The sequence below is a fragment of the Oscillospiraceae bacterium genome (genome assembly GCA_034925865.1).
In the GTDB taxonomy this organism is placed as follows: Bacteria; Bacillota; Clostridia; order Oscillospirales; family SIG627; genus SIG704.
In genome coordinates this window covers 49,635-72,691 of sequence record JAYFRN010000040.1, presented here as the reverse complement: position 1 = coordinate 72,691, position 23,057 = coordinate 49,635, and the positions used below count along the sequence as shown (strand labels likewise).

At 39.0% G+C, this 23,057-nt stretch carries 23 protein-coding genes; 4 read left to right on the top strand and 19 right to left on the bottom strand.

Translation table 11 applies throughout. The features are described 5' to 3' along the window. Positions 1 to 150: 150 nt before the first annotated feature. The 14 genes from VB118_11975 to trxA form a co-directional block, all read right to left on the bottom strand. The gene (locus VB118_11975) at positions 151 to 1,020 is read right to left on the bottom strand and encodes a sugar-binding protein (protein ID MEA4833316.1); all 870 of its coding nucleotides are present in this window, start codon (positions 1,018 to 1,020) and stop codon (positions 151 to 153) included. Between the two features lie 315 nt (positions 1,021 to 1,335). Beyond that, a complete protein-coding gene (locus VB118_11970) occupies positions 1,336 to 1,518 on the bottom strand; it encodes a hypothetical protein (protein ID MEA4833315.1) in 183 nt (60 codons plus the stop codon). Positions 1,519 to 1,740: 222 nt separating this feature from the next. Further along, complete coding sequence (locus tag VB118_11965; protein ID MEA4833314.1) at positions 1,741 to 2,427, bottom strand: LPXTG cell wall anchor domain-containing protein; 687 nt, start codon at positions 2,425 to 2,427, stop codon at positions 1,741 to 1,743. 271 nt (positions 2,428 to 2,698) lie between these two features. Then, positions 2,699 to 3,598, bottom strand: a complete 900-nt coding sequence (locus VB118_11960) for a hypothetical protein (protein ID MEA4833313.1) — start codon at positions 3,596 to 3,598, stop codon at positions 2,699 to 2,701. Between the two features lie 74 nt (positions 3,599 to 3,672). After that, entirely contained in the window at positions 3,673 to 4,260 is a 588-nt protein-coding gene (locus VB118_11955; GenBank protein MEA4833312.1) for a sigma-70 family RNA polymerase sigma factor, read from the bottom strand. Further along, complete coding sequence (gene dusB, locus VB118_11950) at positions 4,253 to 5,227, bottom strand: tRNA dihydrouridine synthase DusB (GenBank protein MEA4833311.1); 975 nt, start codon at positions 5,225 to 5,227, stop codon at positions 4,253 to 4,255. The genes VB118_11955 and dusB overlap by 8 nt, the downstream gene beginning before the upstream one ends. A 148-nt stretch (positions 5,228 to 5,375) precedes the next feature. Next, positions 5,376 to 5,606 carry a hypothetical protein gene (locus tag VB118_11945; protein ID MEA4833310.1) on the bottom strand — a complete coding sequence of 77 codons (231 nt, stop codon included), beginning with the start codon at positions 5,604 to 5,606 and terminating at the stop codon, positions 5,376 to 5,378. 158 nt (positions 5,607 to 5,764) lie between these two features. After that, positions 5,765 to 6,127, bottom strand: a complete 363-nt coding sequence (locus VB118_11940) for a hypothetical protein (protein ID MEA4833309.1) — start codon at positions 6,125 to 6,127, stop codon at positions 5,765 to 5,767. Between the two features lie 74 nt (positions 6,128 to 6,201). After that, positions 6,202 to 6,594, bottom strand: a complete 393-nt coding sequence (locus tag VB118_11935) for an RHS repeat-associated core domain-containing protein (protein ID MEA4833308.1) — start codon at positions 6,592 to 6,594, stop codon at positions 6,202 to 6,204. Between the two features lie 30 nt (positions 6,595 to 6,624). Then, positions 6,625 to 7,065, bottom strand: a complete 441-nt coding sequence (locus tag VB118_11930) for a hypothetical protein (protein ID MEA4833307.1) — start codon at positions 7,063 to 7,065, stop codon at positions 6,625 to 6,627. A 238-nt stretch (positions 7,066 to 7,303) separates the two neighbouring features. Beyond that, on the bottom strand, positions 7,304 to 7,606 hold the full coding sequence (locus tag VB118_11925; GenBank protein ID MEA4833306.1) for a hypothetical protein: 303 nt from the start codon (positions 7,604 to 7,606) through the stop codon (positions 7,304 to 7,306). Between the two features lie 518 nt (positions 7,607 to 8,124). Beyond that, on the bottom strand, positions 8,125 to 8,622 hold the full coding sequence (locus tag VB118_11920; protein ID MEA4833305.1) for a hypothetical protein: 498 nt from the start codon (positions 8,620 to 8,622) through the stop codon (positions 8,125 to 8,127). An 850-nt stretch (positions 8,623 to 9,472) separates the two neighbouring features. Next, positions 9,473 to 10,423 carry a hypothetical protein gene (locus tag VB118_11915; GenBank protein MEA4833304.1) on the bottom strand — a complete coding sequence of 317 codons (951 nt, stop codon included), beginning with the start codon at positions 10,421 to 10,423 and terminating at the stop codon, positions 9,473 to 9,475. 24 nt (positions 10,424 to 10,447) lie between these two features. Next, entirely contained in the window at positions 10,448 to 10,768 is a 321-nt protein-coding gene (gene trxA / locus VB118_11910; protein MEA4833303.1) for a thioredoxin, read from the bottom strand. A 280-nt stretch (positions 10,769 to 11,048) separates the two neighbouring features. Between trxA and VB118_11905 the strand changes: the two genes are divergently transcribed. Then, on the top strand, positions 11,049 to 11,540 hold the full coding sequence (locus tag VB118_11905; GenBank protein ID MEA4833302.1) for a winged helix-turn-helix transcriptional regulator: 492 nt from the start codon (positions 11,049 to 11,051) through the stop codon (positions 11,538 to 11,540). Positions 11,541 to 12,142: 602 nt separating this feature from the next. Here VB118_11905 and VB118_11900 read toward each other — a convergent pair. Together VB118_11900 and VB118_11895 are read right to left on the bottom strand one after the other, a co-directional pair. Next, positions 12,143 to 13,138, bottom strand: a complete 996-nt coding sequence (locus VB118_11900) for a WYL domain-containing protein (protein MEA4833301.1) — start codon at positions 13,136 to 13,138, stop codon at positions 12,143 to 12,145. Positions 13,139 to 13,154: 16 nt separating this feature from the next. Further along, positions 13,155 to 15,359 (bottom strand): DNA topoisomerase, encoded by a 2,205-nt coding sequence (locus VB118_11895; GenBank protein ID MEA4833300.1) that lies wholly within the window; start codon positions 15,357 to 15,359, stop codon positions 13,155 to 13,157. 113 nt (positions 15,360 to 15,472) lie between these two features. Here VB118_11895 and VB118_11890 point away from each other — a divergent pair, with 113 nt between their 5' ends. The 3 genes from VB118_11890 to VB118_11880 all read left to right on the top strand — a co-directional run bounded on the left by VB118_11890 (position 15,473) and on the right by VB118_11880 (position 20,908). After that, positions 15,473 to 16,306: a zinc ribbon domain-containing protein gene (locus VB118_11890; GenBank protein MEA4833299.1), complete on the top strand. Its 834-nt coding sequence runs from the start codon at positions 15,473 to 15,475 to the stop codon at positions 16,304 to 16,306. A gap of 655 nt (positions 16,307 to 16,961) precedes the next feature. Then, on the top strand, positions 16,962 to 17,861 hold the full coding sequence (locus VB118_11885) for a hypothetical protein (protein MEA4833298.1): 900 nt from the start codon (positions 16,962 to 16,964) through the stop codon (positions 17,859 to 17,861). A 137-nt stretch (positions 17,862 to 17,998) separates the two neighbouring features. Beyond that, the gene (locus tag VB118_11880; protein MEA4833297.1) at positions 17,999 to 20,908 is read left to right on the top strand and encodes a hypothetical protein; all 2,910 of its coding nucleotides are present in this window, start codon (positions 17,999 to 18,001) and stop codon (positions 20,906 to 20,908) included. A gap of 111 nt (positions 20,909 to 21,019) precedes the next feature. Here VB118_11880 and VB118_11875 read toward each other — a convergent pair whose 3' ends face one another. From VB118_11875 to VB118_11865, 3 genes are read right to left on the bottom strand one after another with little or no spacing between them, the layout of a single operon-like run. Beyond that, positions 21,020 to 21,538, bottom strand: a complete 519-nt coding sequence (locus VB118_11875) for an adenylate kinase (GenBank protein ID MEA4833296.1) — start codon at positions 21,536 to 21,538, stop codon at positions 21,020 to 21,022. A gap of 20 nt (positions 21,539 to 21,558) precedes the next feature. Next, positions 21,559 to 21,753 (bottom strand): hypothetical protein, encoded by a 195-nt coding sequence (locus VB118_11870; GenBank protein MEA4833295.1) that lies wholly within the window; start codon positions 21,751 to 21,753, stop codon positions 21,559 to 21,561. 7 nt (positions 21,754 to 21,760) lie between these two features. Next, complete coding sequence (locus VB118_11865; GenBank protein MEA4833294.1) at positions 21,761 to 22,885, bottom strand: alpha-galactosidase; 1,125 nt, start codon at positions 22,883 to 22,885, stop codon at positions 21,761 to 21,763. Positions 22,886 to 23,057 lie beyond the last annotated feature (172 nt).

Sequence of the window (23,057 nt, the reverse complement as noted above, 5' to 3'; positions counted from 1 at the left end):
CTGTATCGCTATGTCTGTTATTGTCCTGAACCTGAAAAAGGTTCTTTGCGCCTTTTTTGTGTTCCTATATTGTTTGCTAATAACACATCATCTACCGCAGCGAAATTTGAAATTCGTATTTGTTCAGTAGACATTAATTAATAAATTATTTTATGCTTTGTGGCGTTTTACTGTGAAAGCGAGTAAACCGGCACTGATAAGACAAATCGCTATAAGAGCATATATCGAATCACCAGTCGTCGGATTCTGTGTTTCTGTATCGGTATTATCGTCGGATGTATCCTCAGCCACATATGTATTTCCCGTGAGCTTAAGGTTTCCGAGACCGCTTATATACTGCCATGCAGATCCATCTTCAGCGGAAAGAAGCGAAACGCCTTCATATGTATTGTCGTTGTTTACGTCGTCATTAACCTGAAAACCGATTCCTATAAGTTTACCTTCTTTTGCCGCTTTAGCGAAATCATCTGAAAATGGTATAGCAAATTCTGAAATATAGCCTGTGTCGGTTTTAGTTGTTATTGTTTTCAATTTACCGTTATCTCGGCCCCATACGAATAATGCATGCAAGCCTGTGGTTACATTGTCGTTATTGGTATTCGCTCTGAATTGTCCTGCGGTCGGAGCGGAATCGTCATATGCAAGATCGACATCCTTATCTGTATCCGTGTTTTTCAAATCAACAAATATTTCAATACTGTCGGAATTATACGGATTTTCTGAGTCGTAACCGGTGCTCGGCGTCGAATCCTTTACTTCGCAATACGCATAAAGATAATTGTCATCCCAAAGAAACCTTACTTCGGCAGTAGGCGCATTTTTTTGGTCGGATTCATTCACATATTCTGCAGTAGTCGTCGTAGAAATAACCTGAGCTGCTTTGTATGCGTCATCCATTTTACCATCAAGAACCGCCGTGCCTTTTGCCGCTTCATAAGTTTTAGTCCTGTCGGCAGATACAACAGTTGAAACAGAAACCATTAAAGCCGCGGAAAGAATTAATGCGAATAATTTTTTCATTTCTTTAGTATTCCTCCAAGTTGTTAAATATTAACTTTTTTTATTTCTATTGTTATAGTATCATATAAATATATTATAGTCAATGGTTTTTTTTAAAAAAATTGTTATTATCGATTTATATAACAATTATAAAATTCTAAATATCTGTTGTAACTTAAATAGTGTTCTCGACAAGTTCAGTTTACAGCGACAGGCTATAGAAATTGAAACATTATATTGGATTTTGATGCAATTAGCTGTTTATAAATACTGCACTCTCAAGTGTTGTATTCTCCGTACCAGTTGCTTAACTTAGATGATATACTTTAAGCAGTATTAAAGTCCGAACCCCTCCGTCACCAGTTCCTCTATCATTCTCTCGTCCGTCCAGCCAAATTCTTCACAATCCTTTATCATTACCTGGCTGAAATCGTCTTGAAACGCCGGAAGCTCCTTCGGACTGACGTTAAGGCGTTTCATTTTCTGTATCAGGTATTCAACGGCTTCTTTGTCGCTCATCCCCCGTATCATATCCTACTTCATATTCTTACTCCTTTATCTGCCAATTAATGTCTGCTGAACAATCATAAAACACATTCGACACTAAGGAAGACATGAAAAACAATGATTTGCGTTCGAAAACGGCATAATTCAATAGACGTTATTTAAAACGGAAGCAGAGCGAATCAGCTCAAAAAACTGATTACGCTCTGCTTATAGTTCAATATTCTATTGACGCTTTTATTTTGCTTTCTTTTTTGTGATTACAACGACAGAAATGAGAGCAGCGATTCCTGTAAGAGCGAACACAACTGTATTATCTCCTGTGGAAGGAGCGGTTGTGTCATCCTTAGGTTCTTCTTTGGGTTCTTCTATAGGTTCTTCCTTCGGAGCATCAGCCTTTTTTACAAAATTAAACTTATCAAAGAAAAGGCTTTTTACTGTCGTGTTGTCAAAATCATCGGCAAGATAGATTGTGAAGGTATGGTCGCCGGCTTTGAGCTCGGCAGACATGCCGGTGTAATACTCAGTAATGAGGTTTCTGTCGCCATGAGTAGAACCGATATAAAATTTCTCGCCGGAGTCGATCTGAACAAGTCCGGTACGAGGAATAGCCGTCGTATATGCCATAATTTCTACAAGGAAATCATATGTACCGTCTTCGGTAACTGAGAATTTAATAGTCGCATGAGGATTATCGGCTTCTTTTTTCAGGTATACATAATCATACGGTCCCTGATCCTGATGACCAGTATAATTACCTGCGGCATCAACAAAATTCTCGCATTCAACAGACGTAGCGGATTCGTATCCGGCCGGCTTTTCGAGCGACATAGTAAGCGCTTTTTCACCGGCTGCGGATGCATAAATACCGCATACCGAAAGTGCAAAAAGAGCAGCCATAAGAAATGCTATTGTTCTTTTCATGATTTTCCCTCTTTATTATTATTATATCAGAGACTTTATTTGCCATCTGCTCACTCATTATATCACTTGAAAACCATTTTGTAAATATAGACAGAAAAAATATTATATATTTAATATTAATAATATTTAAATCGCCAATACAACTATTGTTTTATTATGTTTGTTATTGAGATATTATTGACTAATACAAGAGAGAACAGCCCCATATTACGGAGCTTTTCTCTCTTTGATCGGTATTATTTAATTGCCGAGTTAATAATACTTCCGAGCTTCAATGAAGCGTAAAAATGTAAGTCGCCGTGCTGTCCAACGACGGGAATGTATAAATATTCTCAATTCCGCATTGATAGAGAAGAGCCTTTGCCGTCGTAAATACTCCGGCCGACAAAACAATTGTATCATCGTTTAATATTATTCCCTCAGAGGCCTTGTCGGAGAGACCGGCTTTCAGTACATCGTATACTTCGTCCAAAGTCATGGCGACGACAGCGATATCATTTGTTTTTCCTATTCCGTTTTTTAATTTATAATTTTCTATCCATGTTTTAACTGTATTTTCGGAAAAAGAGCCTTCCTCCGGAAGCAGGATTGTTTTTTCATCTTCATTTGAATAGGATTTTGTAAATGCAAGCTGTTCTCGGGAGTCCTTAACGCAAGGAGATTCCGAAGGCAATGGGATGTCTTGTGAATTGTCAATTTTTGATGTTCCGTCTTTTATTATGCCGGTATATGCGTCTGAAATTCTTCCGCCGGCTTTCTCCTGGTTACTGGGAGGCATGCCGGGATTTGCGTCTTCGTTTTTAATATGACCGGCAAAAGCCGATGCCCCGATAAAGAGAACAATAATAGCTACGGCGGCAACCGTGCCGAAATACGCCGGACGGCGGAAGCCGCGTGACGGCGCTTTTTCCTTTGATACAGCATCAGACAGCTTTTTATCCAAACTGTCGGGTACCTGATATATTTTTTGTATTGCCGCCTTAAGCTTTAATATTTCTTCAAGCTCGGCGCGGCATTCCGCACATTCCGAAATATGCTTTTTTATGCTTTCGATATCAATATCCTCCGGCGTATCAGAAACGCCGGACAGAAGATCAGCATAATCGTAAAGTTGAGATTTAATTTTTTCATGGACGGAATCATTTCCGACACTTTTTTCTGTTTCTTCCATTATGGGATATCCTTGCTTTATTATTTATGTAATGTTAGACTCGTTATAACCGGATTTGTTCCCTTCTCCGGTCGTTATTTGTTTTTACCTGTATATTCAGAAAGAAATTCACGAAGCATGGCGCGTCCACGTGAGATACGGCTTTTCACCGTGCCGAGTTCCGATTCAGTTATTTCCGCGATTTCGGTGTAGCTCAATGAGTTGATTTCTCTCATAACAATCACTTCCCTGAATTCATCAGGAAGCGATTCTATCGCATTTTTTATGTATATCATAAGCTCATCGCCGATGACCTGATCCTCCGGAGTTTTTTGTCCGGAAGCAGCGCATACAACCGATGTTTCATATAAATCCATTTCTTCGGTTTCCGCGGAAACACATGAATATGTTGATTTCTTTTTTATAAATGTCATGGACATATTTTTCGCGATTGTATGAAGCCAGGTTGAAACGGACGACCGGAAAGCAAAACTGTTTATAAATCTGTAAGCACGCAGAAAAGTATCCTGGGTGACATCCTCTGCGTCGTGAGGATTCTTCACATAGGAGAGAACAAAACAATATATTTTCTTTTCATAACGGCGCATTAGCTCCTCAAATGCGCCTTTGTCACCGTCCTGCGCTTTTTTCACAAGAGACTTTTCGTCAAAACCGTCAGTCATCGGTACCTCCGCCGTCAAGAGCGTTCCATTGAGTTAATATTTCAATAATATCTTCGCATTTTTCAGCGCTGTTTAGTTTTTCGCGGCATTGCGCGCTGTGTTTTTTACCCTTTATATAATAAGAAAGCTGCCCTCTTAATTCGCAAACAGCTACTTTGTCCAGCATAAAGCTCATTTTCAATTTAATATGCCGCATCATAGTATCAAATATATCCGGCTTAACGAATTTCTCGCCGGAAAAACCGCATTTAATCTCATTGAATAACCACGGAGCCCCCAACGCGGCGCGTCCGATCATCAGCGCGTCACAGCGGGTTTCCTCCAGCATTCGCCTAGCCGACAAATAATCACATATTTCACCGTTCCCGATAACCGGTACCGATATCGCATGCTTCACTTCACGTATTATATCGAGATCGACCGGCGGTTTGTATGATTGAGCGCGGGTTTTTCCGTGAACACAAATCATATCTGCTCCGGCCGCCTCCGCCGCGCGTGCGGCATCAACTGCATTTTTCGTTTTATCGTCCCATCCGGCGCGAAGCTTCACCGAAAGCGGAAGATCCGTCGCGGCGCGTACAGCGGACACAATGCGAAATATCAGATTTATATCCTTCATAAGCGCGCTGCCTTCGCCATTGTCAGTTATTTTCGGCGCGGGGCAGCCCATGTTTATATCTATACCGTCAGGACATATTTTTTCCGTAATTTCATGTGCGGCATAAGCGAGTATTTCGGGCTCACTGCCGAAAAGCTGAATTTTAAACGGCCTTTCCGCGTCGGAAAATGATGTCAGCGCAATTGTCTTTTTATCTTTATAATAAATCGCTTTCGCGGAAATCATCTCAGAGGTGAGGATATCTGCGCCGTTATCACGGCATATTATACGAAACGCTCTGTCCGCGGCCCCGGCCATGGGAGCAAGATAAAGCGGAGGACAGGGTATATTTTCGAAATTATCATTCATGAGACGATTATAACATATAAATTATAAAATTTCCACAAAAAATATCTTACTTGAATATATCCTGTCAAAATCCGTTGTATATAGAATCATAACCCGGATATGTGGTGGTGTATGTATGCCCCGCATTGGCATGATAACCAAGAACTTTTCAATATATCAGCTTGTCGCAAGTCGGGCAGTATGCCGCGAATGTATAGTAAGTATCATCGGTTGTTCCATCGTTTATTACCGATATTTCATCCGCTGTGAACTTGTAATTGCAGTCAGGACATAATGATCCTTCCAAACAATCTATATCAATTGCATCTGATATTATCGGTGCGCCGAAGACGAATATCAGCATTATTGTAAATATTACGCTTATTATTTGTTTTTTCATATTGTTTTTCCTTTGTTTTTTATTGGTAGTTAATTATTTACCTCTATGCAAGAAATAAATTTGTTGTTTGGTTTTTGCTGAAGTTTAAAGTTCCTCGGGAATTTAAACTTATCTCTTGAATACCTATATTCACTTACAAGTAAAAGTCGCGTTTTTTTTTAAGTAATTTCAGTGTTTGTTATTAATGCTTGTACATACTTTTCAATTTCATTGTTTGCCAAAATATATCCATTCTCATCAATTTCTTCAAGCTTGTTCATCACGCTTGCAATAGAATCGCAATAATTATCACTATACGTAAATAAATCAGTGAACCAGACTGTATTGACCCATTGAAGCAACATATCTATTGTAATTCTGCTACTTTGATATGCTTTAAGCAGATTCACAACATCCTGAGCAGTGATTTCTATAGGGTTATGAATACCGTTTTTTAATTGAGTTGTACCAATTTTTTCTTCCAGCTCTTTCTTTGTGATCTTCAAATCTTTGAAATCATTAAGAATCTTTTTATCAACCAATCTTTTCACCTACTTATCTTTAATATAAACTATATTACCAGAAGGATCCACGCAATACACATACAGATTCAAGCTCAACGGATCGCTGCTATTTGCATATTCCCATCCGCCTTGCTGTGTAATCTTCCTATGCTTGCATTATAATACCTTGCCCGGAGATATAGCTCTCCGGTCTCCTTATCATAATACTCCGCGCAGTATCTGAATGGGTTGGCATCGCCGGAAGCTATGTTCCTCTCAACGCCGAAGGCGTCATAGTCATAGGATTTTATTGCTGTCGCAGTCGAATCCGTAAGATTCACCACGTCGCCGTGAGCGTTATAGAGGTAATATGTCCTTACACCATCCACATCGGACGCGATAAGGTTTATACCGCGGATATATGTGACCGTGACCGCATTGTTCTGTATCTCAGCAGCGATATTGCCGCTGTCCCAACTACATCGGTGCGCCGAAGACGAATTCACTAATTATCCGCATTATTAGAACAGAAAGTCTTAATTTACATCAAACTGAAGCATTTCTTCATTTTCGCTAGATAATACTGATAATACTACCTTGGAATATTTACCATAGGTAATCATATATGCCTTACCTATTTCCATTTTGTGACAGTAAGTTGTTGTATAAATCGATTTGCCTTTATTATCTGCAAGTATTAGCTTTAAAAAGTACGATTCGTTTAACTTTGTTTTGATATTGTAATTATAATTGAGCTTGTTTATTCTGTAGAACATTCCATTATCAGCAATATAACTGCTTACAAATGTCATTTTATTTGTAACGTAATTTTTGCCTACAATGTCAAGAATTGCAGTTAATCCAGGCATAAACCGGGTTGCAATGAATACGAGATACAGAATTACTCCAATTAATATTAATAAAAGACTAATATTACCATATTCATTATGAATTGTAACCTCAACTTGCTTTGTCATAATTAATACTCCTGGTATGATTAAGTATAAGATTGTGGAAAACACCATGCGTAGTATGTAAGGTGAAAAACTCTTTTTTTGCAAATTATTACCCCTGCTTTCATTTTAACTCTGTTCCAGCTGCTGCAACTGTAGCAACAAGTACAACATCCATGCCGTATTTTTCCACTAATTGGCGATAAAGATTTTAAATCATTTAATTAATGAAGTATCTATTATTATACATTTGAAGTATTATTCATAATTTCTTGTAGCTAACATCTAAATGTAATAACATAACGTATAATTTTGTTGGCTTTCTCATATTCCATCCCCAATCTTTAAAAGCGGATGCAAATGAATCTAAAAATCTATTTTCTGTCGGAGGTAAATCATCTTGTTCAATTTTTAGTAATTTATTTAATTCTGGTATAACTACTTCTTCAAGCTGTCCAATAGTACTTTCACCATTTATACCATTTCTCCTGTTGTTTAATTCAACATTACACAAATTAATACACTCTTTAATATCACCTTTAAACTTTTCAATTGAATATTTCATTATAAATATTCTCCTTGTTTTTGTATAAGAACCGATGAATCCGGAATATAGTATAACCTCCGTCAAGTTGCTCAAAATTCTTTTTTACAGAGCCCTCAAGTATAATTGTGCCTTTTTCATAATAGTTTAACATGTTTCGCTTTTTTTAATATTTATGTTTGAAATATAAATTTTATTTATGTAATCATTATCAAATTTGTTCGTTTTTATACTCTTACCTTTATTATAATGGTTTAAAACTTCCATGGCCATGATATGTGTCACAAATACATAAAAACTTTTTACCACATTTTACGCATTTCAACTTATGTTCTATTATATCATCAAACCAACACCCATTTTCCTTTTCCACTTTTTCTAAATCACAGGTTTGTTCTACTATTTTCAGACAGTTTTCTTTTACTAATGATTTAATATAACCAAGGCACTGAAAGTATTGATTTGGTGAAGTAAACTTTACCGCTTCAACTTTGTCGCATAATTTACACATATTAACCCTCCAATATATTTGGTAGTATTTAAAAGTCACTTTTTATGAAATAACAAGTATTGGTCATGATTTTTTTCTGTGATAACAATGAAATAAAATTCGATAAAGATAAAGCCCCGCATATCACCACCTCATCATGGCTTTGATATCTGCACAGAAGAGCTATTCTTTGGATCGGTGAGCATTTCAATAAATATTTTATTATTTCTAAAAAGCTCTCCAAATAATCATCTTGAATAATTAATTCATGTAAATCATCCTGGATTTCTTTTGCACTAACCCAATACGGATATATCCCTGTATTATCAGCATAATCACAAATTACCGTCCCGCCAAGCTCATCTTCTGAGCAGAGCAAACTATACCATATGCCATCTAAATAATTCATTGTAGGCGCAATTTTATAATAGTATTTTTTCTTTTTTTTATAATTTTCATTTGTGTTTACAATCCATATATTTCGATTTCCCGGAATATTGACTGTTGGATCTCTTTGCCCAACAAATAAAATATTTAAGTCAAACATGATTTCTACTTGCTTTCATAAAATTCAATACAACTTATAAGAGTCAGTCTTCCGCCCGCGTCGTAGGTGTCTCCGTTATCTGCACCGTCTGACTGCGCCTGACGGATAATATTTCCATTGTTATCATAATAATACTTTTTAACCGATGTGTCAACGGATGTTATCGGAATTTCTTCTTATATTAATAAGTTAATTTAATAATTACCTCATCAAGTGAGAGAAGACTCTGGTACATGGGCTTTTCTCTCATATTAAAGTAAAATTCCTCATTAATAATAACAATTTGTAAATTGGTAAATTCCCAAAGTAAAATCCGCAGTAGGAAAGCTCATGAATTTAGTATGGGAAACGGCGGAATTAAGTATGGGAAACGGTAAGGAAAAGCAATGTGCTGGTTTTCATTCGCTCGGTTATGGTTCTGTCGTTTTCATAAAATTCCGATTTGTTAAGAGTAATGCCTTTTCTTGATTCAACAAGTGTTTTTTCATAAGCTTGCTGTGCTGTTTTTGCTATATATGCTTCTGGTATGGAGAACCTTCAAGTTTGCACTCCACCTGTAATGGTGGAGCGTCTTTTATCCACAAGCATTCTTTTCTTAGTTTCTCATTTACTTGCTTACGGCCTCTATGTGATTTCTGTCCGTCAAACCGGAGATTTGCCTTCTCCTTCCTTCAGATTTCGCTTCACAGCGGACACCGTTGGTGTTCGGTTATATCCTTACCACTACCGGGCGGTTTCGGGACTTTCACCCGTTAGATTATGCCTATGCCGGGCGCATTAAAGAATCGCGGAGACGATGATCCGTTCCCGCGATTCACAAATATAAATATATTTTTCTTATAAATTTACTTCATACAGCCGTCACTGATATTATTACGCCATCCTTGTAAACAACGTCGTTTTCTCCAGGCTCAAGCTTTTCGCCAGTTTCCGCTTTAATATAGACGGATGTATCGCCATATAGGAAATATACCCCTTCTCCTTGAAGTAATCCGTTGACAAACGTTCCGCTTGCAACGTCACCTGAAGTATAGGTAATGCTTCCCTTTCCATTAATTACTCCGTTGACAACCGAGCCGCGAAAAACATTGCTGTTTGAATATGTTATTGTGCAATCATCATCGTTTTCGACGCCGTCAACAAAATTCCCGCAGTAAACGAATCCGCTTTCATGGGTCAGAGTTCCTTCTCCGTTTGCCTTGTCGTTTTTAAATGAACCGACATAAACATTTTTACCTATGTGAAGTTCTCCCTGACCTTCCCGTATATTATCAATCCAGTCGCCGTCGTAATAATCACCGTTTGTGTAGGTCATTTTTCCTTTTCCGTTTTTGGCGTTATTACTGAATTCGCCGGTATATATTTCTCCATTTGCGTATGTATATGTTCCGGTTCCGGAACGTGAATTGTCTACAAACTGCCCTTCATATTTGCTGCCGTCTGAATATGTGAGGATTCCGTAGCCGTTGAAGTTATTATCCGCAAAGTCACCTTCATATATGTCGCCTGAAACATAATAAAGCTTTCCTTTGCCGGACCGGACATCATTCTCATAATTTCCGACATAACGGCTTCCGTCATTGTAGATGAATTCGCCCTCTCCGGAGCGTACATCGGCTTTAAAGTTGCCTTTGAAATCCCCGTTATCGTATTTAACTTCACAATAACCGTTAAGCTCTGTATTTATATTTGTTGTGTTCTGTTTTTCGGTATCGCATGAAAAAACAAACAACGCCGATAATAATAATGCGAGCGCTGTATATATATATCTGATTACTGACGGTTTTTTTATCCGAGTCATAATACCTCCATCTGCCGTCCTTCCTTATACTATCATTTCAATGATCTTTGATTTCGGAATTACACCTACCGAACGCGCACTTTCAACTCCGTCAGATAAAACAACTATTGTCGGGATGCTCATGACGGAGAATTTTTCGGCCAGCCGCGGTTGATCGTCGACGTTAATTTTACCAACTTTAAGACCGTCCGTCACTTCCGACGATATTTCATCAATAACCGGAGACAAACGGCGGCAGGGCATGCACCATGTCGCCCAAAAATCAATCAGTATTTTTCCTGAAGAGCAAACGGAATCATAGTTCTGTTCCGTTATTTCAATAATTTCATTCGGTCTTTCCGACATTTTTATTACCATTTCCTTTTCGGTTTAAAAAGTTTAACCTTTTTTTATTATAACACACGTTTTATGTATTTTCAATCCATAAAACCCTATTAATGCTTTATAATTTTTGTGCCTATGCCTAAAACGAATATAAATTATGTGAAATTTGTCCAATCAATGTGATTTTTATGTGAATTATTTTTTTTTGTTATTGACATCACAAAATATTATGCTATAATAATTCCATAAACTAAAACCAAAAAAATTCGAATAATATGAATGAAAGGCAAGGTTCGTAACCATGAAAAAATCATCCAATCCCAAATACGAAAACGCAAAGCAGATCGAAGACTCCACAATAATTATGGAGTATATCGCTTCAGTAGCAAAGATTTATCAAAATACTATGAAGCGCCAATGCGAAAAATTAGGTATCCAATCTGCATATTACCGCATTATATCTATTCTCTCCAAAAAAGACGGCATAGCTCAACTTGAGCTTGTCAAGGTAACCGGATATAAAGCTCCCACAATAAGCATTACACTTCAAAAAATGCAGTCTGAAGGCTATATAACAAGAAGAACAGACATATTTGATCAAAGAAGCGTCCGTGTTCATCTCACCGAAAGAGGACGTGATATTTATCGCAGAATCTCTGTATCGCTCAAAGAAACAGAACACGAGCTTCTCGCAAACTTCGATGAAGAAGATCTCGCATTGCTTAAGACTCTTCTCGCTAAATTCCAAAATGCTATTGAACCGCAGGATGCCGAAGCAGAAAGCGAAGAATAAGCTCTCTCCGTTCAATCTCATTTTTTCGTAGAATTTGTTCAATATTACTTGTAATTTCGACCTTTTCCATTGCAGGTTATTCTATCGCATAATATAAAATATACCTTTATAGGCGTCCGGAAATGTCCGGACGCCCTTTTTGTTTTTATATCACACAAGGGTCACCATTCTCCGGACTATTTACAATTATGTAATATATTATACATTATATTTTTGTTATATGTACCGTTATTCAATACTGGCAAGAATTAATATATTGCATATTATTATTAATGTAAATATGTTTTGAACCAAATATGCAATATAATTTATTTTCAAAATACGGTTTAATTAGTTGTAATGATCGGTTAATAATAAATATGGGTTGACATTCGTCAATATAAATATTTTATGATTATGTTATTACACTATTGCTAATCATTAATTTTAATATTTTTTTAATAACCGGCAGAACTGCCAGTTGGCAGTATTTGGTATTAGCAACATAATACATATTTGCATTATTTTTCCAATTATTGTTCGTATTATGGATTTTTAAGACGATTTTACCCTATTTTTCGTTAAACAATTCGTCATTTTGCACATTTTTCAAGTCATTTTTACTAATAGCAATTCTGGTTTACTTCCAAAGCTGTATTTGCAACCGAAATCAATCGGTCAATAGCACTTTTTGGCGAAATTATTTTAACATCATGTCCAAAATTCATTAACCAGGTAACGAAATGGTCACTCATGGCTATTTTTACAGTCAACATAAAATGCTCAGGATCATCCTCGCGAAACGCGGCATCACTTCCAAAACGATCAATCATTATTCCCGCCATCTTATTACGGCAGCGAAGAGTGACGATTTCATCGTCTCCACCGTACATTCCAAACATTTTACGCATATAGGCAGCGGTATCAAAGCTTTCAAAAGCTTCACGGCCGCCGCGTTTTTCATCCAATACAGATATATATATCATTTTGTCCACGCGGTAATGTTTTATAATACCGGCCATGTCATCAAATGCGATCAGATAATAATTTTCATTATCCCATGTCAGCGCCCATGGGCTTACATTATAATCAGCGCCGTTGTGCCGCACGATTTTCTGTTTTTTTTCATTCCAGTCGAAATATTTAAACCGCACTTTTGAATCTGCCGATATTGCTTCGTGAATCGCGTCAATGGCGTAATATACGCTTTCATTCATGGTTTTGATGCGTCCTGATACGAAAACCTGACGTTGAAGCTTCTGCGCGTCATACAGGCTTACAAGGCTTTCAATCTTTCTTATCAATTCTTCGCTTTTTTTAGGAGTTATGAATTTCGACGATTGAACCGCGTCGACTAGTAATTTTAACTCGGCAAGCTCAAAATCCCGTCCTGACACATAATATTTTGTGATGGGGTTTCTTTTTGCCACAATATCTATTCCATAAACACGCAGAGCCTCGAAATCGTCATACAAGCTCTTTCTTTCTGCTTTTATTCCGAAGCTCGCCAATTTTTCCGTTATCTCAGATAACGACATTGAATGCTGTTCATCTGTATTTTCAAGCAATATCTTCATTAAGTATAATATTTTCAACTTCTGATTCGGATTTTTGGGCATGACGCTTTTTCTCCTTTCATTCTTCCGCTTGAATTACGTTTTGTGACGGTAAAGCCGATGAAAAATCAAACACGGCTTTTCCTTCCTTCAGACAAAGCGAAGCGCAAAAAGTTTTACCGGTTTTTCGAGAGACAAATCCCGTGATTTTTGCTGTATGACCTGTTTCGAGAAGAAGTCGGGCGTTTGACAAAGATATGACGCGTCCGCATATTGTGCCGCCAATGTGAAATTTACAGCCTTCCTTATATCCCGAGCAGCCATAACCGTACCTGGTTCTTATAACATCCCTTCCGCAAAGCGGGCATTTACCGGCTATGTCGCCAAAAAAACCGTCGAATACGTCAGTATCCGATAAGCCTGAGGGTGCGGAAGAGAACACCTCTGATATTTCGCTCGATGCAAAAGCAACGCTTTCCGCAATACGCATTTCTCCGCGGTATACCTTTTTTAAAGCGCGACCGAGAGAAGCCGTTTTATACTTGTCCATGCCTATGCCCAGCCTCGCCATTGCTTCCATTAAATATATACCATCCGGAAGAATCGTATAAACATCCTTGTTTAGCTTGATGTATTTGCTTTTTACGGCATTGTTAATAATTCCGGTACGCGTAGCTTCGGTCCCAAGTTCAAGTCCTTCGAAGATCGCACGGTAATCCTCGGTATCATCATCCGACACGGCTTCATCCGAGACCGATAAAACGGATGTATCAAGAGTTTTTTCTTCGATTTCTTTTTTAAAAGGATTTTTGAGGTAATTATTAAGAGTTTCTATCGTATAATGTTTTGGAGGGGATGTTTCTTTTTCTGCCGGTTTAAAGTCGATATTTACCGTGTCACCCTTTTTAAACGGCGGAAGCAGCTTGTCCGAGGCACCTCCGTCATCATATTTTGTCCAGCCCGGCTTTATAACAACCGTTCCCTTCAGTATGAATTCTTCGCCGGCATCCTCTCCTGACGCAGCGGGATCTCCGACCGTAATTTTAATTTCAGTCCTGTCTACGGCGCATTCCTCCGAGCAAAAAACAGCAACAAAGCGGCGAAATATTGCCGAGTAAACTTTTTGTTCATTTTCTTCCAGTTTGTTTTTGTCGGGAATCCTGAATGTCGGCGTAAGCGCCGAGTGTGCCTCAATTTTCGTATCGTCGAATATATTTTTCGTATCCTTGAATTCAACAGGATATCCAATCCCGGCGATATTTGATATTATCGTTTTTATCTTATCTTTTTCCGCTGTCGCGAGGTATTCCGAGTTAGTTCTCGGGTATGTTACATATCCCGCTTCATACAGCTTCTGTAGAGCGGCAAGGCTTGTTTCCATACTCATTTTATATTTTTTACCGAGAAAATTCTGTAGCTTCGTGAGTGAAAAAAGCTTTCCGGGAGATATTGTGCCCCGCTTTTTTTTAACGGAGCTCACGACGGCTCCGAACATATTATACCTGGCACACAACTTTTGGGCATCGGCAAGCGAAGAAGCGTCAAATTTTTTACGGCTAAGAAGCTCAATTTCTTCTCCGCCTGTAATTTCTTTGCTCAAAGGGGAATAATACTTTTCGGAGACAAAGTTCTTTATCGCCATGTCTCTGTCGTATACAGCCTTAACTATCGGAATTATAACGCGTCCAACCCGTAAAAATGCGCCTGTTCTGAGAGTGGCATAGCGTGTCAGGTTTATTCCGTAAAGCCAATCAATGAAAGTTCTCGCGTATCCTTCGGCAGCAAGACGGTCGTATTCTGATTCTGGTTTCATCTCCATGAGAGCCTTTTTAATAGTTTCAGGTGTTTGATCAGGCAGCCATAACCTGTTAAATATTTTTCCATGCCCCTTCGGAAGAGCTTTTCCGACGCATGTCCTGATAATTATTTCGCCTTCACGGTCACTGTCTCCGGCGTTCACAAGACTGTCGACATCATCACGCAGGCAAAGGGATCTGATTATTCCGAACTGCTTTATTACACCTTTGTCATCACGGAGCATATATTCGAAATTTTTAGGAAAGCATGGTAAATTATTCATTGACCATCCGCTCTTCCCTTCCGGCGCGGGACTGTAATACTCCACATCCGCCAGTGAAAACAAATGTCCCAAAGCGTAAGTTATCAGATATTGCCCGCATTCTATATATCCGATCCGTGTCATAGTGTTTTTTCCGGTCATCGATTCCACCGCTGATGCGATATTACGCGCAAGACTCGGCTTTTCGGCAATTATAAGTGTCATTAAAGGCTCCTTTCAAACTGACGATATTATATCATATTTTATTGTCATCCGCAATTTCCCGATTTCACCGATACATAAAAACCATCTTATTAATGTTTAAATCGGAGTATCAAATGAAAATATGTCAAAATTGTTCGGCAATCTATACCGATGACGCATTGTTTTGCGGGAGATGCGGATCAAAACTGCCGGAATTTGCACATCCTGATTCCGAAGTACATTCTGAAACGGGAACTATCCTTGCGGCCGCTGTTTCATTCCTGACGGCCGCGGTAGTAATATGCGCATCCGCAGTGATGATTCTGCGCTTGCACAAGGATTTTAGAAAGCTTGCTTTGACACCTCCGGTATCGACGGGAGAACTCGAAAGCCCTTTAACCGGCCTTCCAAATGATACAAATACAGATTCGCCTGTTGTATTGGATCCGCCGTCAACAGGTGAAGCTGTTTTGCCCGCATCGTATATTTCAATCGATGATATATGCGGCGAATGGGAAATTAATTATGAGGTCACAGACATAAAGCCGGCAGAGGTTATATCTACTGTTGCGGATTGCTTGGGAGGTTTATTCGGCGGAGCAGTTAAAAAAACGGATCTTCCGGAACGTATTGACGGAAAAGCTCTTTTAAAGATAACCAACACGAACAACGACAGTACTGAAGCTGTTCTGACTATTCCCGGAACTGAAAAAGAAATAATAGTATATTTTAAATGCACTTATCTATATGATAACAAATCGGAATCAGGAATGCTTTCTTTGAATTATGATATAAAAAAGAACGGTATTGGAAAAAGCATCGCTGAAACCGCTGTTTTTTCAGCGCTTTCCGCAGAACTTATGTTCACACGTTATGCCGATGACTCTATATGCTGCGAAGGAAATTATACGGCAAAAACTGTTTACGCAGACTTTATGCTAGGATATAACGGATCTGCAGTATATTAAATTTAAAATAGTATTAATTTTTTTATAATGTCTACAATTTTCTATACTATTAACTCGGCATTTAATAATTACCGCTTAAAGAGAGAAAAGACTCTGGTATATGGGCTTTTCTCTCTTATAAAAACAAGGTTTATTTAAATGCCGTTTTAATAAATTACTAAAAAGCAATTCTTGATTTTCTTTATCTACAGCCACATTCAAATCGTGAGCAATCTAATGAATTATACTATAAGGAATTCGCGACAGATACAATCTTAGAATTTTTCTAATATCTCAGCTTTCCGTTAGAAACAATAATAATATAATGAAGGTTTTAGCTGGCTTTTATGTCTGTTAAAACCTTTACTACTCACAAAATCGCGTTACAAACGGTATTGTTATATTAATCAAGAGTAAAAAATATTTGCAATATTATTGAAGATTATACCACAATTAATTAAAAAACAGTTCACATGATTAAATTTTTGGTTATACCATGTTAATAATTCGACCTTTTTTAATCAGTTTATTATCCTATCAAGACATGCTTTGCTTTTTTTTCATTTATTTGTCCTGTTTTCTACATTAAACTGTTATTTATTGTTTGTCCACTTGACACAAATGTCTTATAATGATAGTATTTGAGAGTAATAATCTATTATTATAGGAGGATGTCATGAAAAAAGTTCTCATTTGCGCAATTCTTGCAATCTCACTTGTTTTTGCTTTTGTCGTACCGGCATCGGCCGCCACGGAGCGTGGAGAAAAATGCAGCGAGGTCAAATACGAAGTTGCCGGATGCAACAAAGCGCCCGTGCTTGACGGAAAAATCGCAGAAGGCGAATACTCGCTTATACCCACATTCTCTGACGACTACCATTCTATCGGGACATATAAATCCGATACTACAAACCTTGCATGGGCAATTCAGTACACAGCATATGCCACATATGACAGCGATTACTTTTATGTTGCATTTATCGCACCCGCCGGAGATGATTATTTTGCAAAAGCTGATATTCTGTGGAAATGCCATATGGCAATGATCGGCGTCTCCTATAAATCTTCAACAAATTCCAGAGCAGATTATGAAATCTGCATCGGACGTGATTCAGTTACCGGCGATCCCATCGACATTATAACTAATTCAGCAATCGTAGATTCATCCAAAGCTGATCTTGTCACCTCCGGTAATCTTGCAGTTGGATATGTCGAAGGTAAAAATGTAATATATGAAGCAAGAATTCCGTGGAGTTGGATAGGTACAGGCTCTGCTCCCAAAACCGGAGATTCTATATGCTATTCGTTTGCAATCGGAGCAGGTATCGGCGCAGACGATAAACGCGTTAAGGCACTTGGCGGAAACGTAGAACCGTCTACCGCTGAAGACGGACTTGCCGGAATGGGTCAGGTCACTCTCACTGCCGCTCCGAAGGTAGAAGAACCCAAGGAAGAACCAAAAGAAGAGCCGAAGGATGATACTACAAATCCGACAACCGGCGATTTAAATGTTTTGTTTGTCCTCGCCGCCATCATTTCTGCCGGATTCTATACTGTCTGCAAAAAAGCTAAATAATCAATAATTTAAGTTATTAAAAGGACTCGGCTTTTTTGCCGAGTCCAGGCGTTTATTTGGGAATCATAGAAAATCCATTTTTTCTTTCAATTGAATTATATCGAATAAATTTTTGATAATCAGAAAGGCAGTCGCTTATGAAAAAAATTCTTTGTTTTGTATTTTCTCTTGTGTTAATCATTTCAGCATATATACCGGCATATCGCGTCTCGGCTGAGGAAACAGCCGGCGGAGAAAAAGTAGTGTTTGACTTTAACTGCGATTCATTTGATAATTCACCATTCACCGCCAGCAGCGGAAAATATCCCGAATGTTATATTGCGGAATCCAAATCTGCAATTTCAGAGCCGCCTGAAGCCGGAACAATTATTTTCGGTTCAAATGACGACGGGCAGGATCAGGCATACATAGCACACAGTCTTTCTCTCGAAAACAACACTTTTTCTCTCGCGCTCAGGATGAATATCGAAAGCCTTCAGTCACCGGGCGCAAACATAGCATGGAGAGGCTTTGTTTTCGATATTCAAATACCCGGAAACAAAAATATTTATATAGCTTTTAATAAAATGACAACATCGGTCGACAATGACGGCAATAACGCATGCGTAACAGTAATGAAATCCGTAAGAGGCGAGGACGGTGCCGAGACAAAGAACATTAAAATTCCAACTGACGGAAAAATGCATGACTGGAATATTCTTTATGACGGATCGGGCAGATTAAAAATTATTACGGACGGCGTGCTTCAGGCATATTTTACCGATATCACACTTGCGTGCAATTCCTCGGAAGGATACCTGCGAATTGCCAATTCAATGTATGACCGCGCAGCGGGGAATAATCGTATAATTATAGATAATATAAAGCTGACGGAGGGCGTTATGTTTGACGAAATAAACATTGACAACGCGTGCATCCGCAGGGGATCCGATTCAAAAAAGCTGTATATCGATCTTATTAACAGAATCGGAAATGTCAAAGATGAGGTTGTCGCAGAGGTTACTGTTACATGTAAATCAGATCCATCCAAATCTGTGACAACGACAGTTAAATCCGTGGGAGCATCAGCCACTGCCGAATTTGATAACATACCGTTTTACGGTATGTGTACCGTAAGCGCAAGGCTTATCTCCGGCGATACCGAATCATCGAAATTCACTTTTGTTTCATATTTTAATAAGGCATATTCAAAAATTGATGCGGGAGCGGAGCTTGTCAATAATGAATCGGGCAACAGTTATTATTTTGATAAGCTGTATAAGGTTTATCTCGATGAAAACAGCGTATGGAAAAAGGAATACATCAAGGATACCGAAACCGGCGAATTCGGAACTGTTCTTGTCGCAGGAGCTGAAAATAATGTCAGCGAATTCATAATTCCGGCAAAACTGTCCGGTAAATTCGCCGTATATGCAGGATATCAGGTAGGCACCGAGGGCTTTTGTGCCGGAGGGAATAAAATTCTATTGACTTATCCAAAAGAAGCGTCAGGTGAAGTATATGAGAAATTCGCATATGCCGCTGATTTCCCAGCGAAAGGCGATCTATCCAATTCATATGTAAAATTCAGTAATTACGAGAATAAACCAGCACGGCTTGTTTATGTAAAATTTGTCTCTCTATCAGACGAACAATTCTCGATCTATACGGCAGAAGATAAATCAAAAAAGCTGATGATCGACAACGACGGCTATACCGGGTTCTTTCTTGGTAATTACCCGAGTACAAATGACCTGTGCGAAAAAATAATCAAGAGATATGCCCAAAATGCAGACATAGGTCAATATAACTTCTGTACTCTCGTAACATCAAAGCTGAATTTTGACAGTGTCACCGCCAAGACTTTTGTTGAAAAGAAGCTCACCGAGCTAGGCATTTCAAAGGATAAATGGCCCACAGATTTCCTGGATTCAGTCAACGCAAAGGGTGAAAAAGAAAACTGGGAATCAAATATGCGCGACGGCGATAAGCTCGCATTCGAGCAAATCCGCAATATCAACAAAACAGCGTTTCCGCATAAGGTACTTGCAGATTACGCGACCGCGAATTCATACGGAGAGGTATACGGCTCACTTAGAATGTCCGCATATTATGGCAACACAGACGGATATCTGGATGGATCAATTTATTATTTAAATCTTTCCGAATGGCAGCAAAAGGATGGTACCCAATTAAGCTTTTATTATGAAGGATACCGCCAATACATGCACGATCTTCTTGTGGAAATCGCAACGACCGAAAACATTGCCGGTGTCACTTTGGATTTTGGACGTTATCCGTATATTTTCGGCAATGAGCTTCAGGATGTCGCCGAACGAACAAAAATCATGAATGCTTTTATGAAACAACTTCGTGATGATATTCCGGCAGATAAAAAAATCAATGTCAGAATTCTCATTCCGACCGATTCAAGAGCGATAAATTACGGACTTGATTATATAACATGGGTTAAAAACGGATACATCGACCGACTTATTACAAGCGATCAGAGTTATGAAAGCTTTTCTTCGTTTGACGAATTCGTAAAGCTTTGCGCAGATAATAAGTGTGAATATTATCTGGGCATTGTGTCCGATGTCGCAGGGCACGACCTCACCAAGGAAGAAGAAGCTTTGATGAAGCAAGGGCTTCTGAAACCGAGCAATATAAAAACGAACCTTTATACATCGGAATTCATTCTGCGCGGATATGAAGGATATGCCAAGGGAGCGGACGGCATTTTCGTTTTCAACGGAATCTGCACAGAAAAAGACGACTTTGTCGACCCGATGTTCCAATACCTCAACAATAAAACCGAAGCAATGAAATGGTATGAATTCGAATACCCGTCCTACTCTGCCTTCTACCTGACGGAGGCCGCGACCGCAGTTCCGGAAGAAATCAGCGGATTCACACCCGAAAAGCCCGCTGTGTCCAATGTTCCTGACAACACAAAAAATATCAATCCAATATGGTGGATTGCCGGAGCAGCCGGTATTATCATAATTACGCTAACAGCAATTCTGATAAGCAAAAAGAAGACCGGAAAGACCGGAAAAAGCAAATAAATATTTCAATGTGGTTATAAAATGCTCCTGCCTGCATTTATTTCAGATGCGGACAGGAGCGTTTTTACTGATGCTTTCACGTATATAATTGATCTACGCCCGGATATAATACTATTCCGGGTTATAATCAAAATTATATGTGTCTTCGATTAAGATCCGGTCACACCCGAATTTCTCACACATAATCAGATTATTCTTGTTTTCAGACAAAAGAACTTCGCGAGTGCACCAGCTGTCGTCAATACGGCTTTCGATTTCGCACGCGTGCTTTTTTATATCGTCAAAATGCGATATTATATATTTTTCGGTAAAAACAATACATATAAATTTTATTGACTTCAGATAGTCTTCTGTAAAATCTTTTTTATAATCAAATGGGATATAACATCCTTCAATTATATGATTCTGATTATTCTCTATATTGGTTTTTACTATTTCACGGATTATCGGCCATAAATATGCGGTAAGCTCATCAACCGGGCTTTCCGGACTAAGTATACATATTCCGCTGCGTATCAATCCCATTTTAAGGTGATCAATGGATAAATACGGATATTTATATCTTTCAAGCAGTTTTTGAGCCAGGAGAGTTTTTCCACTGTGCGTTCCACCGGTAATAAGAATTATCATATTATTCTTTCAAAACATTCTCAGCTGCTGAAAAGAGTGCAGCCCTGTCTGCGGAAATGCTCAATCTTTTCTCTTATCAGTTCTTCCGTTACGCCGAAATACTCGGCCATGCATTTTACGCAAAGGAATTCTGAGGCGCCGCGGTCGACCATTCTTTTATATATCGCTATTTCGTCGTGCTCGAGTTCCTTTGCGCATTTTTTGCATAGAGTCATATGTAAATTATAAACTTACGACTTTTGCTTTGTATATGGCACAGGTATGAGGAGTAAGCAGTGGAGCAAAGTTTTCGCAGACACCCTTGAAGGTTTCGCCGGTGAAAACATCGGTTATGTCCATACCGTAGCCAGAACCGATAGAAATGCCTATATCAAAGAATTCAATCGGATGCTTGATATTGCAGTTGTTGAAATTGAAGAATCCTATGGCGTATTCATTGTTGCTGAGCAGACGGAAAAGGATAAGAGTATCGGATATTCTTCCGCCGACGGCATATGCCGGTCTTGCTTCCTCATCCTGATTTATTGCGATAAGCTCCTTGTTCTTTAAAAGAGAAGCAGTTGCTTCTGACATATTCCTGACATCGCATCCGATTATCAACGGTGCAGCCATCATGCTCCAAAGAGCGAAATGCATTTTATATTCGTCATCCGTGCATCCGCCGCAGGCGACATTTCCATTTCCGTGCATTCCTACTATCAGCATATCAGTATCATTGAAACATCCCGGAGCTGAATATCCGAGAAGCGGAAGCTGACTGAACGCGATATCTCTGAAGGATTTCGGGCTGTCATTGATATCACCTGTCGAGCGGTACATATGCGCCCCTGAGGAACGAATCCATTTCCCGACCTCATCAGAACCCCAGTTGCATGCCGAGAAAAGTATTTCCCTGCCGCATTCGCGAAGTGCGATTCCCATTCTGCGATAAAGCAGAGGGCCGTCGGCATATGCTGGCTTGTAACAAAAATCGTATTTAAGGAAATCGACGCCCCACTCCGCAAAAGTTTTAGCGTCCACAAATTCATGATCAAAGCTGGACGGATATCCGGCGCACGTCTTTGTTCCGGCGCAGGAGTACATTCCGAATTTTAAACCCTTTGAATGGATATAATCCGCAAGATGCTTCATGCCGTGCGGAAATTTTACATGATCGGCAACAAGCTTTCCGTCTTTGTCGCGTTCCATTTCGGACCAGCAGTCGTCAATTACGACATATTCGTATCCGGCATCCTTAAGACCGGTAGAAACAAAGCTGTCCGCCGTTTCCATAATAAGTTTTTCGGAAATATCATGCCCGTAAGTATTCCAGGAATTCCAGCCCATGGGCGGTCTTTTGGCTAACATAATGTTCTCCTTCTCCGCGCGGCATTAAAAATTATTTATCATTCGCCGCCGACGGTAAAACCTTAATTTTTATTCTTAAACAAGACGGCATAATTATACTCGTATGGAATGCCTATCTCGTTTTCCGCTATATTATACTATGCTTAGTCCTTATTGGCAATAATTATGTGAA

Bases quoted from the DNA above. Each gene is read 5' to 3' on its own strand.
- VB118_11975 (MEA4833316.1), bottom strand. From the start codon at position 1,020: ATGAAAAAATTATTCGCATTAATTCTTTCCGCGGCTTTAATGGTTTCT.
- VB118_11970 (MEA4833315.1), bottom strand. From the start codon at position 1,518: ATGAGCGACAAAGAAGCCGTTGAATACCTGATACAGAAAATGAAACGC.
- VB118_11965 (MEA4833314.1), bottom strand. From the start codon at position 2,427: ATGAAAAGAACAATAGCATTTCTTATGGCTGCTCTTTTTGCACTTTCG.
- VB118_11960 (MEA4833313.1), bottom strand. From the start codon at position 3,598: ATGGAAGAAACAGAAAAAAGTGTCGGAAATGATTCCGTCCATGAAAAA.
- VB118_11955 (MEA4833312.1), bottom strand. From the start codon at position 4,260: ATGACTGACGGTTTTGACGAAAAGTCTCTTGTGAAAAAAGCGCAGGAC.
- dusB (MEA4833311.1), bottom strand. From the start codon at position 5,227: ATGAATGATAATTTCGAAAATATACCCTGTCCTCCGCTTTATCTTGCT.
- VB118_11945 (MEA4833310.1), bottom strand. From the start codon at position 5,606: ATGAAAAAACAAATAATAAGCGTAATATTTACAATAATGCTGATATTC.
- VB118_11930 (MEA4833307.1), bottom strand. From the start codon at position 7,065: ATGACAAAGCAAGTTGAGGTTACAATTCATAATGAATATGGTAATATT.
- VB118_11925 (MEA4833306.1), bottom strand. From the start codon at position 7,606: ATGAAATATTCAATTGAAAAGTTTAAAGGTGATATTAAAGAGTGTATT.
- VB118_11920 (MEA4833305.1), bottom strand. From the start codon at position 8,622: ATGTTTGACTTAAATATTTTATTTGTTGGGCAAAGAGATCCAACAGTC.
- VB118_11915 (MEA4833304.1), bottom strand. From the start codon at position 10,423: ATGACTCGGATAAAAAAACCGTCAGTAATCAGATATATATATACAGCG.
- trxA (MEA4833303.1), bottom strand. From the start codon at position 10,768: ATGTCGGAAAGACCGAATGAAATTATTGAAATAACGGAACAGAACTAT.
- VB118_11905 (MEA4833302.1), top strand. From the start codon at position 11,049: ATGAAAAAATCATCCAATCCCAAATACGAAAACGCAAAGCAGATCGAA.
- VB118_11900 (MEA4833301.1), bottom strand. From the start codon at position 13,138: ATGCCCAAAAATCCGAATCAGAAGTTGAAAATATTATACTTAATGAAG.
- VB118_11895 (MEA4833300.1), bottom strand. From the start codon at position 15,359: ATGACACTTATAATTGCCGAAAAGCCGAGTCTTGCGCGTAATATCGCA.
- VB118_11890 (MEA4833299.1), top strand. From the start codon at position 15,473: ATGAAAATATGTCAAAATTGTTCGGCAATCTATACCGATGACGCATTG.
- VB118_11885 (MEA4833298.1), top strand. From the start codon at position 16,962: ATGAAAAAAGTTCTCATTTGCGCAATTCTTGCAATCTCACTTGTTTTT.
- VB118_11880 (MEA4833297.1), top strand. From the start codon at position 17,999: ATGAAAAAAATTCTTTGTTTTGTATTTTCTCTTGTGTTAATCATTTCA.
- VB118_11875 (MEA4833296.1), bottom strand. From the start codon at position 21,538: ATGATAATTCTTATTACCGGTGGAACGCACAGTGGAAAAACTCTCCTG.
- VB118_11870 (MEA4833295.1), bottom strand. From the start codon at position 21,753: ATGACTCTATGCAAAAAATGCGCAAAGGAACTCGAGCACGACGAAATA.
- VB118_11865 (MEA4833294.1), bottom strand. From the start codon at position 22,885: ATGTTAGCCAAAAGACCGCCCATGGGCTGGAATTCCTGGAATACTTAC.